Annotated in this window: 13 protein-coding genes, 1 tRNA gene and 1 pseudogene; 5 read left to right on the forward strand and 10 right to left on the reverse strand. The window is 65.0% G+C overall.

Going from position 1 to position 13,986, the window contains the following annotated elements; translation table 11 throughout:
* Window positions 1–1,362 (reverse strand): branched-chain amino acid ABC transporter permease, encoded by a 1,362-nt coding sequence (locus tag EV191_RS21510; RefSeq protein WP_243659122.1) that lies wholly within the window; start codon window positions 1,360–1,362, stop codon window positions 1–3.
* Window positions 1,363–1,566: 204 nt separating this feature from the next.
* Window positions 1,567–2,181, reverse strand: coding sequence for an ANTAR domain-containing response regulator (locus EV191_RS21515; protein ID WP_132878958.1), 615 nt, complete (start codon window positions 2,179–2,181; stop codon window positions 1,567–1,569).
* A gap of 188 nt (window positions 2,182–2,369) precedes the next feature.
* Here EV191_RS21515 and EV191_RS21520 point away from each other — a divergent pair.
* Window positions 2,370–2,443: transfer RNA gene (locus tag EV191_RS21520), tRNA-Leu, on the forward strand.
* A 941-nt stretch (window positions 2,444–3,384) separates the two neighbouring features.
* On the opposite strand, the gene EV191_RS21525 is transcribed toward EV191_RS21520, so the two are convergent.
* Window positions 3,385–3,570, reverse strand: coding sequence for a hypothetical protein (locus tag EV191_RS21525; RefSeq protein ID WP_132878959.1), 186 nt, complete (start codon window positions 3,568–3,570; stop codon window positions 3,385–3,387).
* A gap of 84 nt (window positions 3,571–3,654) precedes the next feature.
* Window positions 3,655–3,864 (reverse strand): hypothetical protein, encoded by a 210-nt coding sequence (locus EV191_RS21530; RefSeq protein ID WP_132878960.1) that lies wholly within the window; start codon window positions 3,862–3,864, stop codon window positions 3,655–3,657.
* A 210-nt stretch (window positions 3,865–4,074) separates the two neighbouring features.
* Here EV191_RS21530 and EV191_RS21535 point away from each other — a divergent pair, with 210 nt between their 5' ends.
* A complete protein-coding gene (locus EV191_RS21535) occupies window positions 4,075–5,592 on the forward strand; it encodes a PucR family transcriptional regulator (protein ID WP_132878961.1) in 1,518 nt (505 codons plus the stop codon).
* A 7-nt stretch (window positions 5,593–5,599) separates the two neighbouring features.
* Here the strand turns inward: EV191_RS21535 and EV191_RS21540 are convergent, their stop codons facing one another.
* A complete protein-coding gene (locus tag EV191_RS21540; protein WP_132878962.1) occupies window positions 5,600–6,859 on the reverse strand; it encodes an NAD(P)/FAD-dependent oxidoreductase in 1,260 nt (419 codons plus the stop codon).
* A 146-nt stretch (window positions 6,860–7,005) separates the two neighbouring features.
* Window positions 7,006–7,704 carry a DUF1028 domain-containing protein gene (locus EV191_RS21545; protein WP_132878963.1) on the reverse strand — a complete coding sequence of 233 codons (699 nt, stop codon included), beginning with the start codon at window positions 7,702–7,704 and terminating at the stop codon, window positions 7,006–7,008.
* Window positions 7,705–7,815: 111 nt separating this feature from the next.
* Between EV191_RS21545 and EV191_RS21550 the strand changes: the two genes are divergently transcribed.
* Together EV191_RS21550 and EV191_RS21555 are read left to right on the forward strand one after the other, a co-directional pair.
* On the forward strand, window positions 7,816–9,282 hold the full coding sequence (locus EV191_RS21550; protein ID WP_132878964.1) for an amidase: 1,467 nt from the start codon (window positions 7,816–7,818) through the stop codon (window positions 9,280–9,282).
* Between the two features lie 106 nt (window positions 9,283–9,388).
* Window positions 9,389–9,937 (forward strand): AAA family ATPase, encoded by a 549-nt coding sequence (locus EV191_RS21555; protein WP_165913042.1) that lies wholly within the window; start codon window positions 9,389–9,391, stop codon window positions 9,935–9,937.
* Window positions 9,938–9,961: 24 nt separating this feature from the next.
* Here the strand turns inward: EV191_RS21555 and EV191_RS21560 are convergent.
* The 4 genes and pseudogenes from EV191_RS21560 to EV191_RS21575 form a co-directional block, all read right to left on the reverse strand.
* Window positions 9,962–10,225, reverse strand: a pseudogene (locus EV191_RS21560) (hypothetical protein); the annotation flags it as partial.
* Between the two features lie 158 nt (window positions 10,226–10,383).
* Complete coding sequence (locus EV191_RS21565; protein WP_132878967.1) at window positions 10,384–10,737, reverse strand: DoxX family protein; 354 nt, start codon at window positions 10,735–10,737, stop codon at window positions 10,384–10,386.
* Window positions 10,738–10,924: 187 nt separating this feature from the next.
* Window positions 10,925–11,866 carry a PLP-dependent cysteine synthase family protein gene (locus tag EV191_RS21570; protein WP_132878968.1) on the reverse strand — a complete coding sequence of 314 codons (942 nt, stop codon included), beginning with the start codon at window positions 11,864–11,866 and terminating at the stop codon, window positions 10,925–10,927.
* A complete protein-coding gene (locus tag EV191_RS21575; protein ID WP_132878969.1) occupies window positions 11,866–12,672 on the reverse strand; it encodes an SDR family NAD(P)-dependent oxidoreductase in 807 nt (268 codons plus the stop codon). Before EV191_RS21575 ends, EV191_RS21570 begins: the two co-directional genes overlap by 1 nt.
* A gap of 129 nt (window positions 12,673–12,801) precedes the next feature.
* Between EV191_RS21575 and EV191_RS21580 the strand changes: the two genes are divergently transcribed.
* Window positions 12,802–13,977, forward strand: coding sequence for a PucR family transcriptional regulator (locus EV191_RS21580; RefSeq protein ID WP_132878970.1), 1,176 nt, complete (start codon window positions 12,802–12,804; stop codon window positions 13,975–13,977).
* Window positions 13,978–13,986 lie beyond the last annotated feature (9 nt).

Here is a 13,986-nt window from a genome sequence, read left to right on the forward strand (position 1 = left end):
CTACCCCACCCGTTCCTTGCGGCCGAGAATCCCCTGTGGTCGCACCAGTAGGACCACGATCAGCACCAGCAGGGCCCAGGCGTTCTGCAGCTCGACCGGAAACCACAGGGTGGAAAGGTGCGCGACGATGCCAACCGCGAAACTGCCGACCATGGCGCCATACGCACTACCAAGGCCACCGAGGATGATCGCGGCGAACATCAGCAACAGCAGTTTGAAACCCATATCCCAGGCGACGACCTCAGCCAAGCCGAACAGCACACCGCCGAGTGCGGCAAGCCCTCCGCCGAGGATCCACACGGTGAGCACGACCCTGGAAACGTCGATGCCGGAGGTTTCCGCGAGATCGCGATCGTCCGAGACCGCACGGATCGCCGTGCCGATCCTGGTCCGCTGCAGCATCGTGGCCACGCCGACCAGCGTGAGCAGCGCGATCGCCAGAATGCTCAGATCGCGAGGCGCCGCGGAGAACGGTCCGAATTCGAGCTGTTCCTGGATGTTGTAGTCGGTGTAGGAACCGGGCCGGGAGCCGTGAATGATCAGGATCACGTGCCGCAGCAACAGCGACAAACCGATCGAGATGATGAACAGATTGATCCGACCAGTGCCCCGATGACGCAGTGGACGCCACAGGCCGCGTTCGAGCAAACCTCCGAGCAGCGCCCCGGCAACCACCGCCAGGATCGCCGCGAAGATCAGCTGGATGCCGGGGCCGGCCGCCGCGGCGTTCAGGAAGAAGGCCACCATCGCGCCGATGGTGACCAACTCACCGTGCGCGAAGTTGATCAGCTTGGTTGTGCCGAAAATCAGGGACAGTCCAACGGCGCAGATCGCGATGACCGAGCCGTATTCGATCCCGCTGAGCAGCGCGTCAGCGAACCGCTGCCCGAAGGATGGCCCGGTCTGCTGCGGTGTGGGCGTGCTGCCTTGTTGTTCGTCGCCGTCGCTCTGTTCGTTGGGGTTGACCAGCGGGAAGATCACGATCCGCTGTTGCCCCGGGGTGATCTGGACGTCGGTCAGGCGTTCACCGCCCTGTTCCCTCGGCACCGCGCTGTCCGGAAGGGAGTCCGGATCGATCGCCACGTCGTAGCTGCCCGGCTCCGGTAGCGGGATCTCCCAGGTACCTTCGGCGTCGGTGGTGTCCTCGCCAATGGGTGCACCGTTCTTGGTGACCATGACCTGGATATCGGGGATGGGCTCGGTGTCGGGCCCTCGGATGGTGCCGCCCACCGACTCGGTGTTCTGCTCGCTGTCCTGCGCGGCGGCCGACGTGGCCGGAAGGATGGCGCTGAGCAGGCCGATAGCGAGGAGCAGCAGTAGCCGAATGGCGAGGCGTCGCGAACCAGATCGACCGCTGTCCATTGATCACCCGTAACCCCGTGTCGAGCTCTACCCGTCGCCGGACGGTTCCGTGCTCGCCACCGAGGCGACGAATGCACGGAGATCGTCCGCTGAAAGTAGTCTGCGTCACACAGAGTTGCTAGGCGCTCGGTCCTGCCGTAGCCACATCGTGACGGTGCTGGCGCTCCACTGAGCTCCGCTTACGCCGAATGGCGGCGTGCTGCGTTACTTGTCGAAACTGTCCACTACCGCTTCGGCTACCGCGCGCATGGTGGTGCGGCGGTCCATCGCGGTGCGCTGGATCCACCGGAACGCTTCGGGCTCGGTCAGCTGCTGATTGCTCATCAGCAGGCCTTTGGCACGCTCGACCGCCTTACGGGTGGCCAGCTGCTCCTGCAGGCCAGCGACTTCCTTCTCGAGTGCCTGTGCCTCGGTGAACCGGCTCACCGCGACCTCGACTGCGGGCACCAGGTCGTGCTTCGCGAATGGTTTGACGAGATAGGCCATGGCGCCAGCGTCACGAGCGCGTTCCACCAGTTCCCGCTGGCTGAACGCGGTCAGGATGACGACCGGGGCGATCCGCTCGCCAGCAATGGCGGAGGCAGCCTCGATGCCGTCCAGCTTGGGCATCTTGATGTCGAGAATGACCAGGTCGGGGTTGAGTTCGGTGGCGAGCTGGACGGCCTGCTCGCCGTCGCCGGCCTCCCCGACCACCTCATAGCCTTCTTCACGCAGCATCTCGACCAAGTCGAGCCGGATCAACGCCTCGTCCTCGGCGACGAGCACCCGCTTTCCAGCCGTGGTTGCTTCGAGCGCGGCCTCGGTAGCCTGTTCGGTCACCGGGCTCCTCCTGCCAGATGTCGTATTCGGATGGGTGTTCCAGGCAGCGATCAGCTGGAAACCGCAGCTTACCTGCCCTGGTGGAATCGATGCAGGTGGCGCGCCAGTAGTGTGGCGAGGGTCCCGATCAGTGGCGAAATCGGCATCGCGTACAGTGACGCCGTGCGATCGCGAGTGACGCGATAGCTGCCCCCGTAGCCCAACCGGCAGAGGCAACGGATTCAAAACCCGTCCAGTGTGCGTTCGAATCGCACCGGGGGCACTCGCATCGACCTGGTCCAATCGTCCCCTCGCCAGCGAAAACGCAGCGAAGGACCGATTGGCAGGAGTGCCGCTGTGTGCCGCCGCCACTCGACTTATGCCAGTAGTTGTTCTCTGTTCATTCCCACGGCATGGCTGCGAGTTGAGCGCCTGCTCGATGCGGTGACGGGCGCTGTCCTCTTGCCCAGCAAGAACCTTGGCGTATACCTGGTGCTGCGCGGCAACCGAGTGCCCTGCCCATTCCCGCACCGTGTCGCCCCCCAGCCATGTAGACACGCAGACATGCCGAACGGATATGGTCGAATCTCACTCCATTACCAGCACGACTCCGTTCTTCTTCACGAGTATGCCCAACTCGTGATCGGCAACGACGGCTCCGGGGACAGCTTGGGCGAAGGTGGAGGCGTTACAGCGGTCTAGTTGCAAACGCTCCAGGCCGCCAGAAAGTCCCCGCAATAGCTCCACCACCCGTGTCCACAGGGAATCCTGCCAAGAAGAGCGTTCCGTAAGGCAAGAATCAGTACGTTTCGCGATGAGATCCCCCACGATAGTGGCGACTACATTGTGCATCTGATCCTCGCGGTGCAGTCCTTGGAGAAGAGGAGACTTGCGCTGGTATGGCGTCATTATTTCCAGGACGTCTTGGTAGGACGCAGTAAAAGTAGCCAGACGCCAGAACTTCTCATCTGACTCACGGAGCGACGTACGCGGGGTTTGTCGAAGAAAGGCGGTTGACTGTCCATCCGCCTAGAGCGCTCAACGCCGCCTCGACAACGTCGGAGTGTTTAGCGCTCACCTGGAACGAGTCGTTTTCCCGGACTGTCCGCCACGTCTCGTTTGGTTCGGCGGTCAGAAACGAGAACTCGGTTTCACCATGAGCGAACCAGTCATCAATCGCGCAAACCATATGCCTGCGGCGAAGGGGGTCAGAAGCTAGGTCGATTATATCCGGGACATAAGCGGGGAGAGCGCCTGAGCCCATTCGTCGCCCCAGTTCCCGAAAGCGCCATGCTCACCCAGTACGAACAGCGCCCCTGCCGGGGCAGGTGAGCCGCCGAGTAGCGGCTCTCGGCGTTGCAAGCTCGGTGTCGAACGTTCGAGCGGGTACATGCCCTGGATCGCGTTCATGGGAGGCAATGCTATGCCTCGAGATCCGGGAGCCCTCACGAAACGTACGACGTTGGCGACACCGCGGAGGTTCCGTACGGGCCGCTACATCGGAGGGCAACCCGGCCGAGGTGCCTGCTCATCACCCGCCATGGGAATGCTCATGGCTTCGCCAGCAAGCTGAAGCAGGATGTCCCGTTCGGTGCGCAGCAACACGTTCTCGGCACGAAGCCACACCAGTTCGGCATGCTCGTCACCATCGAACCGGTCGGCCAACCGCTCCGTTTCGCACGGAACACGGTGGTCGTCAGTCATCCCCAACCTCCAGCTACGGACAGTCGTCCACCACCGAGGATGGCGGTGCCGGCGACCGTGCGGCTTGTCGCGGCCGGACAATGCACACCGTCGCCTTTTGTGCGATCCGACCTAGCCGGGCGCCGAGCCCGTAACCGAGTAGGTAACAATCGTCTGACTGGTACGGCCGCGTCAGGTGGGCCAATGGCTGGGGCAACGAGGTAAGGCGCAATGGTCAAACTAGACCGATTGATCAACATTCTCGGCGGCTACGGCGCTCGGCTGATCGGTGCCGCTTCGGCACGCGATATTGAAGTACGCAGCGTGTCCATGCACGATCCCACCGCACCGGCGCCGGCTATCGCCGACGCTTTCCTCGCGGTCGGCGTATCCGAGCTGTCTCATGCGGTTGCACTGGCCGCGCGGGCGCAGTCTGTCGTAGTACTTGTTCGGGACCATGCCGACATACCGGTCAGCGCGGCACCAGAAGGTATCGCGCTCCTGCTTATCGAACCGGGTGTGTCCTGGAGCCACATCGCCGAAGTCGTTTACGGACTGGTCTTCGAAGGTCGGGAGACGGAGGCCGGTCGTGGGCCGAGCGACCTGTTCGCGCTGGCGGACACGGTTGCCGCCGCGCTCGGCGCACCAGTGACCATTGAGGACGCCCGGTCACGGGTACTGGCATACTCCGGTCTACAGCACGAAACTGACACCGCGCGGCAGGACACCATCCTTGGTCGACGGGTACCTGAGCCGGTACGTGAACTGTTCGAACAGCGCGGTGTATTCGCTCATCTCGCCACGTCGGACACGCCACTGTTCGTGGCACCGTCACCGGAAAACGGCCTGCGTGGGCGGATGGCGGTCGCCGTCCGGGCAGGCAGGGAACTACTGGGTTCGCTCTGGATCACCTGTGATGCGCCACTGTCCGAAGCACGCGCCAGAGTCTTGACGGAAAGCGCGGATACCGTAGCCCTGCACCTGCTTCGTTCCCGCGTCAGCGCCGATCTCGAGCGTCAGGTCGAGTCCGAACTGGTCATCCAGCTACTCGAGGGCACTCCCGACGTGACCGCGGTGTTCGGCAAGCTTGGCCTGCCGCCTGGCGAATGCCGGGTCATCGCGCTGCAGGCACACGCCCACGGTGAGCAACACGCCGCGATCCTGCTGGCCTACGAGCGGGCAACGACCGGCTTCGGCTGGTCCCGACCAGGCAGGAGCACGTTGTTCGGCAACACCGTGTACACGGTGCTACCCACGTCGGGTAATCCCGAGCCGGCACAGGAATGGTTACGCGAGATCATCGCCAGCCTTCCCGACCACGTGGTCGTCGCCGCTGGCGTTGGCGGTCCCGCGACGCTCACGCAGTTGCCCAACAGTCGTCAGGAGGCAGACGAGTGCCTCGCCCTACACGCCACCGATCACCGGCAACCGCCGCGCAGCTACGACGAATCGTGGGACGAGATTCTGCTGCAACGACTGCGCACCGCCGCGACGGCGGGGCGCATCCCCACTCGTAGCCCACTGGCGGAGCTCAGCCGTTACGACCAAACAGGCAACACCCGATACCTGACCACCTTGCGAGCTTGGCTCGAAACCCAGGGGGATCTGGTGGCTACCGCCGCACGATTGCGGGTACACCCGAACACGGTGCGCTACCGGATGCGCAAAATGCACGAGATCACCGATTTGCGGCTGGACGATCCCCGCAAACGGCTAGCCATGCTCATTACGCTCGCCATCGACGTCTAGCGTGTACTCAACGCAGCGGATCAAATGGGCGCAGCGCTTCCGGCTGTTTTCCGGTGGTGATCTGTTCGGCCAGCAATCGCCCGGTGCTCGGGCCGAGGGTGAGGCCCCACATGCCGTGCCCGCCGGCCAGGAACACACCCGACGTGCTTGTTTCCCCGATGAGTGGCAGCCCGTCGGGGGTAACCGGCCGGGGGCCAACCCATTCATCGGTACGATCCGCCCAGGACACCCCGTCAAGTAGGGGGCGGGCCGATTCGATGATCGCCTCGATCCGTTTACGGTCGAGGCCAGCGTCCGGAGCACGAAACTCCATCGTGCCGGCGACCCGCAGGGCTCCCTGGTATGGGGTGCAGGCAACCCGCACCGCGGGTAGGTAGATCGGCCCTGGCACGGGTTCGGCCGTGGGGACGGTGAAGGAGTAGCCACGACCAGCGTGAACCGGTACTCGGACGCCCCGGGGTTTCGCGAACTGGCTGACCCAGGAGCCGGTGGCTAGCACCGCGACGTCAGCGCCGACCGTTCGACCAGCGTCAGCCTGCACGGTGACGCCACGCCACTCGCGAAAGAATCGACGAACCGTAAAGTTCCGGTGGATCGTGCCGCCACGTGCCACCACCGAGTCGGCCAGTGCATGCACAAACGCACCGGGATCGATGTAGCGCTGCCCGTCCAGCCGGATACCAACCTCGGCCCGCTCGGACACCTGAGGCAGCGCGCTTCGCAGCTCGGTCCCGTCCAGCACGGTGAAGTCGATGCGTTGGCCGGCCCGGCGAATCATCTGGAACTCGCGAAACAGGTCCTGGATCTGCTCGCGGCGCTCCACGACCGCGGTAATCGGCGCCTCCTGGACTTGCGCGCGGACCCCGTTGTGCACGAGCACGTCGAACGCTTCCAGGCATTCCGCGTTCATTGGCAGATATGCCTGCATGCCCGTGCGCCACTTGGCCAGCGTGCAGTGCCGCGCGAACCGCGCGAGAAACGACCACAGCCGAGGGTCCGGTTTGACCGGGATGTACAACGGCGCCCGCCGATCCAGCAGGGACTGTATGCCGTAGCGCAGCACGCTCGGTTCCGGTAAGGGCACGGTCAAGCCCGGCGACAGCCAACCGGCGTTCCCCCAGGAAGCGCCGGAGGCCACCTCAGCACGGTCAACGACCGTCACATCCACGCCGCGTTCCTGGAGGAACCACGCCGTGGACAGACCGACAATTCCGGCACCAATGACCACCGCCGTGCGCGGATGTGCACTGGCCGCGCCTGCAACCATCTCATCTCCCGTAGTTCGTCTCGGCTACTTTCGAGACTCACCCAGGAGGCGTTCACGGGAGATGTTCGGTTTTGACAAACCAGGACCGCCCGCTTGGCGAAACCGAACAGTCCGGCACCGTTCCGTGTTCGGTTCGGCGTGCTTCGTCAGGCTTTCCCGTCCCGTCGCAGGAGTTGTTCGAAGCTGCCAGCCGGGTTGTCCCGGGTGGGCAGCGCGGCGACGAAGGGAAGTAGCTCGTCTTTCGCCACTTCGTAGACCCGTCGTAGCTCCCGGATCGGCTCCTGATGGTGATCCACGCGCAAGTCGAGGTATGGATATGCCCGACCGTCGTGCACGTAGAGGGCAGCGCTGTCGTCGCCCCGCCGGTCTCCCCCGGCAGCATGCCCGGCTTCGAGTGCGGACAGCAGCCGTTCGGCAAGTGGCTTGTCGTCGGTCTCGACGAATTGGGCTTCCATCGCCAGGACGGTTTCCTTACCGACCAGCATGTTGCCCGCCACCGCGTAACCATCGCCAAGCAGATGCCCGCTCCATGGATGGATCTGCTCTCCGCTGTGCCCGGCGGTGCGCCCGTTCCGGTCCACCATGACCAGTTGGCGCTCGTCGGCGGCTGGGTCGTCCGCCAACAGTCGGGACAGCACGTGACTCGCGGGCTCGTGTACGACCAGTTGTAACCCGTCAACACCCAGCAATGGGTTGATCAGCGCCTGCGTCGCGATCGCGCCCGCGCGGGCGTTCGCGTATACGGATAGGCTGCCGATCGCTGGCATTCCCGAGCTGATCGCCACACCGCAAACGCCCTCGGTCACGTCGTAGGCGACGATCGAGTAGGTGTTCGCGTGACGCATCGGTCCTCCAGATCCCAAGATGGTGGTGGCGATCGGGACTCGCACCCGTAGCCGGATCGGCGGCCTCGATTATTCTGCCTCGCGAACACGGCTCGGCCGGAGGGATGCGGGATGGATTTCGAGGAGTACCGCGGTTACGACGCGACCGGGCTCGCGGAACTGGTCGCGACCAAGCAAGTGAAACCGGCCGAGTTGCTCGCCTTGGCCCGCGAGCGCGCCGCGCAGGTGAACCCGAAGATCAATGCGATCATCGGAGACGTCCCCTGCTCGGCGGAACAGACCCGAACCGGCCCCCTTGCGGGTGTTCCGTTCCTCATCAAGGACTTTGGGATGGACTATGCGGGCTTGCCATCCTCGCAGGGTTCCCGGTCGCTGCGGTCGCGGCCAGCTCCCGAACACGCCACGATCGTACGTCGCTGGCTCGACGCGGGACTGCTGATCTTCGGGAAGACCAACCTTCCCGAGTTCGGTGGCAAGCCGATCACCGAGCCGGATGTCTGGGGACCGGCCCGCAACCCTTGGAACCTGTCCCGCACACCGGGTGGCTCGTCCGGCGGGTCCGCGGCCGCGGTCGCTGCCGGGATCGTTCCGGCGGCCGGCGCGAACGACGGCGGTGGATCGACGCGTATCCCCGCCGGCTGCTGTGGGCTCGTCGGCCTGAAACCCGGACGCGGCATCACGCCAATGGGTCCGGGTATCGGCGAGTTGATGCACGGCGCCGCCGTCCAAGGTGTCGTGACGCGTTCGGTCCGCGACACCGCCGCGATGCTCGATGTGATCGCCGGCGGCGAGCCATGGGGGCCATTCCAACCGCAGGTCGTCGGGCCCTATGCCGCCGCCGTCGGGTTACCTCCTGGAACACTGCGGATCGGCGTCCGGGTGCCAACTGCCTTGACGCCAGAGCCAGATCCCGAGGCCTACGCCGCGGCGGAAACCGCGACGCGCGCGCTGACCGACCTCGGTCATCGGGTCGAGCCCCTGCCCGAGGCCCCGTTTGACGACGCCGCCCTCGCCAGGGAGTTCATGCTCGCCTGGTTCGTCTACATCAGCCACGCCGCCGCCGAAGCCAGGCGAATCAGCGGAGCAGGCAACGAGGGGTTCGAACGAGACACCCTGGTGATGGAGTCGCTGGGAAAGGCTACCGGTGCTCGCGAATACCTGGAGGCGGTACAACGCCGGCACGAGCATGCACGCCGACTCACGACCTACTTCGAAACCTACGACCTCCTGTTGACGCCAACACTGGCGACGAAGCCGCCAATGATCGGCGCCTTCGACCTGTCCCTCCCGCACCGGCTCATCACCGACGCGATGCTCAAAACACGTACCGCGGGTCTGCTCAAGCATGCCTCGACGGTCCAGCACAGGATCCACAGGAGCCTCAGCTGGGTCCCCTACACCCAACTGAGCAACATCACCGGACGGCCCGCGATCTCACTGCCGTTGCACTGGACCGATGATGGCCTCCCCCTCGGCGTGCAGTTCGTCGCGCCGCTCGGCGGCGAACCGCTACTCATCAAACTCGCCGCGCAGCTCGAACAAGCGGTCCCCTGGTTCAACCACGTAGCCCCGATCTGAACGGCACCGTGCCGGGCGTATCGCGGCCGCACCTAGTGACCGCAAGATCCCAAAAGAACGCGGCCTTTGTAACGAACGCGGCCTTTGTACTGGCACTCTGGTCCCTGTGCTGGATTACGAACAGGTTGGGTCGCCGACAAGTTTGCTGATCATCATCAGAGGGCCGAGCGGGTCGGGGAAGTCGTCGGTGGCAAACGCGGTACGTCGGCGGCATGGGCGTGGGATGGCCATACTCAGCCAGGACGTGCTACGCAGAACGGTACTGTGGGAAAAGCGAGACCTTCCGGGCGGCCTGGCACCTAGGTTCATCACGCATTCCGCGGGATTCCTGCTCAACGCGGGCTGGCCGGTGATCATGGAAGGCATTCTCCGCGCGGGCAGCTACGGTCCAGCCCTTCGCGAGCTGTTGGCCGCACACCGTGGCCGGACTCTCGTCTACTTTCTCCAGGTCGAGCTGGCCGAGACATTCGCGCGCCACACCACAAGGCCCGAGGCCGATGAGTTCTCGGCCGCCGAAATGGAGTCATGGTTCGAGCCCGACGATCGACTGCGCCTTCCTGGCGAGGTCGTGCTCCCGCAGACTTCCAGCCTGCACGTTACGGTCGACCGGATCTGCCGCGACGCTAGACCCAGGTCCGATGTAGACTATCAATAGCCGGCCGGCGATCGTCCCCGGCGGTTACGGTTCGGCGAGTGCGGCACGGAAAGCGGCAAGGTTGTCGAGCGGGGCCCGGACGCCAAGGCGATTGACTGCCGCTGGGGAGTACACGAACTGAACGTCCAGCTGTCTTGCGGGAAATCGGAGTGGTAGCTGGACAGTACGCCCCTCGAGCACTGATCGTCTCGCGAGAAGCTCGGGAACGATCGCGACGTAGCCCGCGTGGGCAGCGAGCTCGATCGCCGTGCTGGGCAACCCCGTGGTGTGCACGGGGGTACGGGTGGTTCCCTGGCATTCTGTTCTTGATCCGCGGCCAGGGCCGCCGGCCCGGTGTGGTCAGCGGCAGTCGCCGATCCCGAGCACGCGCCGTTCGCCACCGAGCAGCACGTCTATTCGGTTCGGCCACGGCCTCAGCTAAGCCTCCACATGGTCGACTCGAACACTCAAGCAGCCAGCTGGACCATGTACACGGCTGAGGCCGCCGCCAGAAGGAGGTACAAGCCGGGAAACGCGATGTTGGCGATGACCCGCGCTCGGATGTGCGCGACCACCGCACCGATGAAGAACAGCACCAGGCCAATGCCGGCCGCTACACCGAGCCACGACTCTACGGTCAAGCCAGCGATAAGCCCGACAGCTCCCGCAAGTTTCATCGTCGCGAGGTACGGCAGGGACCAGGAAGGCACGTGGACCTCGGCGGCGTTGTGTAGCACGAATCCCGCCCGGGCGTAGTCGGCGACCGCGATAAGGACGTTCGCCACGATGCAGACCACCGTGGCCACGAACAGCGCGGTCATCCGTGGCGCCCGAGGGAAACGGCGTACATGTACGGCATCGCGGAGTCGCCGCGCCTGCTGGCTGGCCAGTTGTGGGTAGTCGTCGGCCTACTCATCGGCAGGTTCCTCCCTGAGTAACGTCGGAGTTGAGATTCGTTGGTCTCGTCCGTACCGACGTTTCCCACCCGGAAAAGGTGACACCCCGAGTTCAGCCGCCGAACAGGTCGTCCGCGAGATACTTGTAGCCGTTGTCGCACACCACCGTCGTCACGGTCTTGCCTGGCCCGAGCGCCCGCGCGACCTGGATTGCGGCGACCACGTTGGCGCCGGTGGACTTGCCGCCAAAGACACCCTCCTCGCGGGCGAGCCGGCGCGCCATGTCATATGCCTCATCGTCTTCGACCGCCACGATCCGGTCCACCAGGTCACGGCGAAAGAGGGGCCCCGGCGGACCATCACCGAAGCCCTGGATCTTGTGCACGCCACCGTGGGCGCCGGTGAGATGCCGATACCTCGCCGGCTCTACGGCGACGGCGAGTGGGCCGCGAGCCAGCTGGTCCTTCAGCAACGTCGTGACACCCGTGAAGCATCCGCCGGAACCACAGCCCATCACGAACGCGTCAAGCTGCCCGTCCGTCTGCGCCAGGATCTCCCTGCCCAGCTCCTGGTAACCACGAGGATTGTCCGGATTGCGCATCTGATTCGTATAGAACGTGGCGCGCTCGCCCGCCAGCTCCTCGACTCGGCGGATCATCTTCTCGAACAGCCCAGGGTACGTTGAACGCCCGTGTTCCCCGTGAATGATGTCCAGCCGCGCACCAAAGGCGGCTATTGCCTGACGTTTCTGTTCCGGGAACGCGTCAGAGGTGACGATCGTGCAGTCATATCCTTTGACACTGGCGATCATCGCGAGTGCCGTTCCAGTGCCGCCGCCGCTCATTTCGACGACCCGATCTCCGTGCCGCAGCCGGCCCTCTTCCTCGGCGCGCTCAATCATCGATATAGCGCTGCGGTCCTTGGCGCTGCCGGTCGGATTGAGGCTCTCCAGCTTGACGAGAACGCGAGCACCGTCCGTTGGCGCCACCGACGTCAACTCAACGAGCGGCGTGTTCCCGATCGCCGCGAGCACACCTGGTCGCATCACCAACATCAACCTTCCTTCAGAACTTCGGTAAGCGTGTCCGGGTCGCGCGCCGTCAGGCCGCCGTCGACGACCAGATTCGTCCCGGTGACGTAGGACGCATCGTCCGAAGCGAGGAAGAGAATCGCCGAGGCGATTTCCGCTGGACGGGCTGGACGCCGCTGCAGCGCGGCACCGCCGAAGCATGAGACGAACTCTTGCTCGGTCATGCCAAGTGCCGCCGCACGCCGATGATGGAATTCGGTAAAGACCGCCCCCGGCGAGATCGCGTTCACGCGAATGTTGTCCGGGGCGTGGTCGGCGGCCAAGGCACGCGTCAGCCCGATAACCGCGGATTTGGTGGTGTCGTACTCCACCATATTGCCGCCGGCCACGATCGACCGTATCGAAGCGAGATTGACGATCACGCCGCCTCCCGCATCGCGCATCGCGGGCACGGCCGCCTTGGCGCAGAGCGCGAAACCCTTGAGGTTCACGCCGAGGATCTCATCCCAGGTATCGTCCGTGGTCTCCAGCACCGTCGAGTAGTGGCGCACGCCCGCGTTGTTGACGAGAATGTGCGGTGCTCCGGCGTACTCAATGACCGCGTCGATGAAATCCTGACAACCTTGTTCGTGATCGACGCGAGCCTCGACGAACCGTGCCCGCCCGCCCTCTTCGCCGTTGAGCTCTCGTGCCAACGCGCGCCCACGTGTCACGTCGATGTCGGCAAACGCGACCTGAGCGCCTTCCGCGACGAACCGCCGTACCGTGGCCGCGCCGATGCCAGCGGCTCCCCCGGTCACCGCGGCCACCCGATTGTTCAGTCTGCCCATCAAATCCTCACTCAGCGCCGAAAGTCCAGGCAGAGACTACGAACCCGCCTCGAGCGAAACCATGGACGAACGCTGGGAAAGCCAGCCGCGAACTTGCGACATTTGTCGGAAGAACCCTACGCTCGGCGCGTGGCCACCGTGGAGATCCAGGATCAGCTCGATCAGCTTGCTCGGGTTCTTGGCCGTGGCGTGTCCATAGACGACACACGTAGGCGGATGGTGGCCTACAGCAAGCACGTCGGAACCGTCGACCCGGTGCGCACCGCGGGCATACTCACCAGGGAATGCCCGCCAGATGTCGGCGCCTGGCAAGACGAGCACATTCGCGGTGCCCACGGGCCAGTTCGCGTCCCGGCGAACGTCGACCTCGAAATGACCGCCCGCCTCGCTGTCCCGTTGCGACTGTCCGGAAAGCTCTATGGGCACCTGTGGGTTCTTGAAGGCGCCACCCGCCTGACCGAGGCCGAGCAGTCCGCTGCCGCCACGACCGCGGCCGAGATCGCCGAGCTGTTCGACAAAGCCGAACAGGACCGCGACCGTCGCATCCGGCGCGATCAGGCGATGCTTGACACGGTGCTGGACGACAAGCGTCGCGAACCGCCCGACTTCCAGTTCGTCCCCAGTCGGCAACGCGCTATGACCGTGCTGGTCATAGCGCCAGTGACCGGCACCCCGCCCCACCCCTTTGTTCCACCACTTCCGGATGCTGAACTGCTCGGCGCCCTGTCCGCGCTGCCGCACCAGGCGGTACTCACCGGCATCCGGTCGGGCATGGTCACCGCGCTCCTCCCAGTGGAAACCATGCACACCAAAGCGGTTCAGCTACGCGAAGCCACCGCACGGCAGATCACCGCGCACCGCGCGGTAGCGGGCGCCGCGCACCCCGTCCACGACGGCGCAGAACTTCGGTCAGCCGAGCGTCGGGCACGCTACGCCGCCGAGGTCGCCGCCGCAGACCCCACCGGAGGTGATGTCCGGACCTGGTCCGACCTGGGCGCACTGCGGCTGCTTGCCGAACGCGCCCCACTGTTTCCCACCGATGTCGAGGAGCTCTTTCCCGAGGCGACGACGCTGCTCAGCAGCCGGACTGGCGCGACGTTCGCGACCAGCGTCGAGGCATTTCTGGACAACGGCGGCAACATCGGTACGACGGCGAAGCACCTCTGCGTACATCGGGCCACGTTGTACTACCGCTTGGAACGCGCCGCCGCGCTCGTGGATGTCGATCTGTCCGACGGCGCCGCACGCACCGCGCTCCACCTCGGCCTCAAGGCTGCCCGGCTGGCTGGCTTACTGGGCAGCTGAGCGCACGAG

This window comes from Tamaricihabitans halophyticus (assembly GCF_004340875.1).
In the GTDB taxonomy this organism is placed as follows: domain Bacteria; phylum Actinomycetota; class Actinomycetes; order Mycobacteriales; family Pseudonocardiaceae; genus Tamaricihabitans; species Tamaricihabitans halophyticus.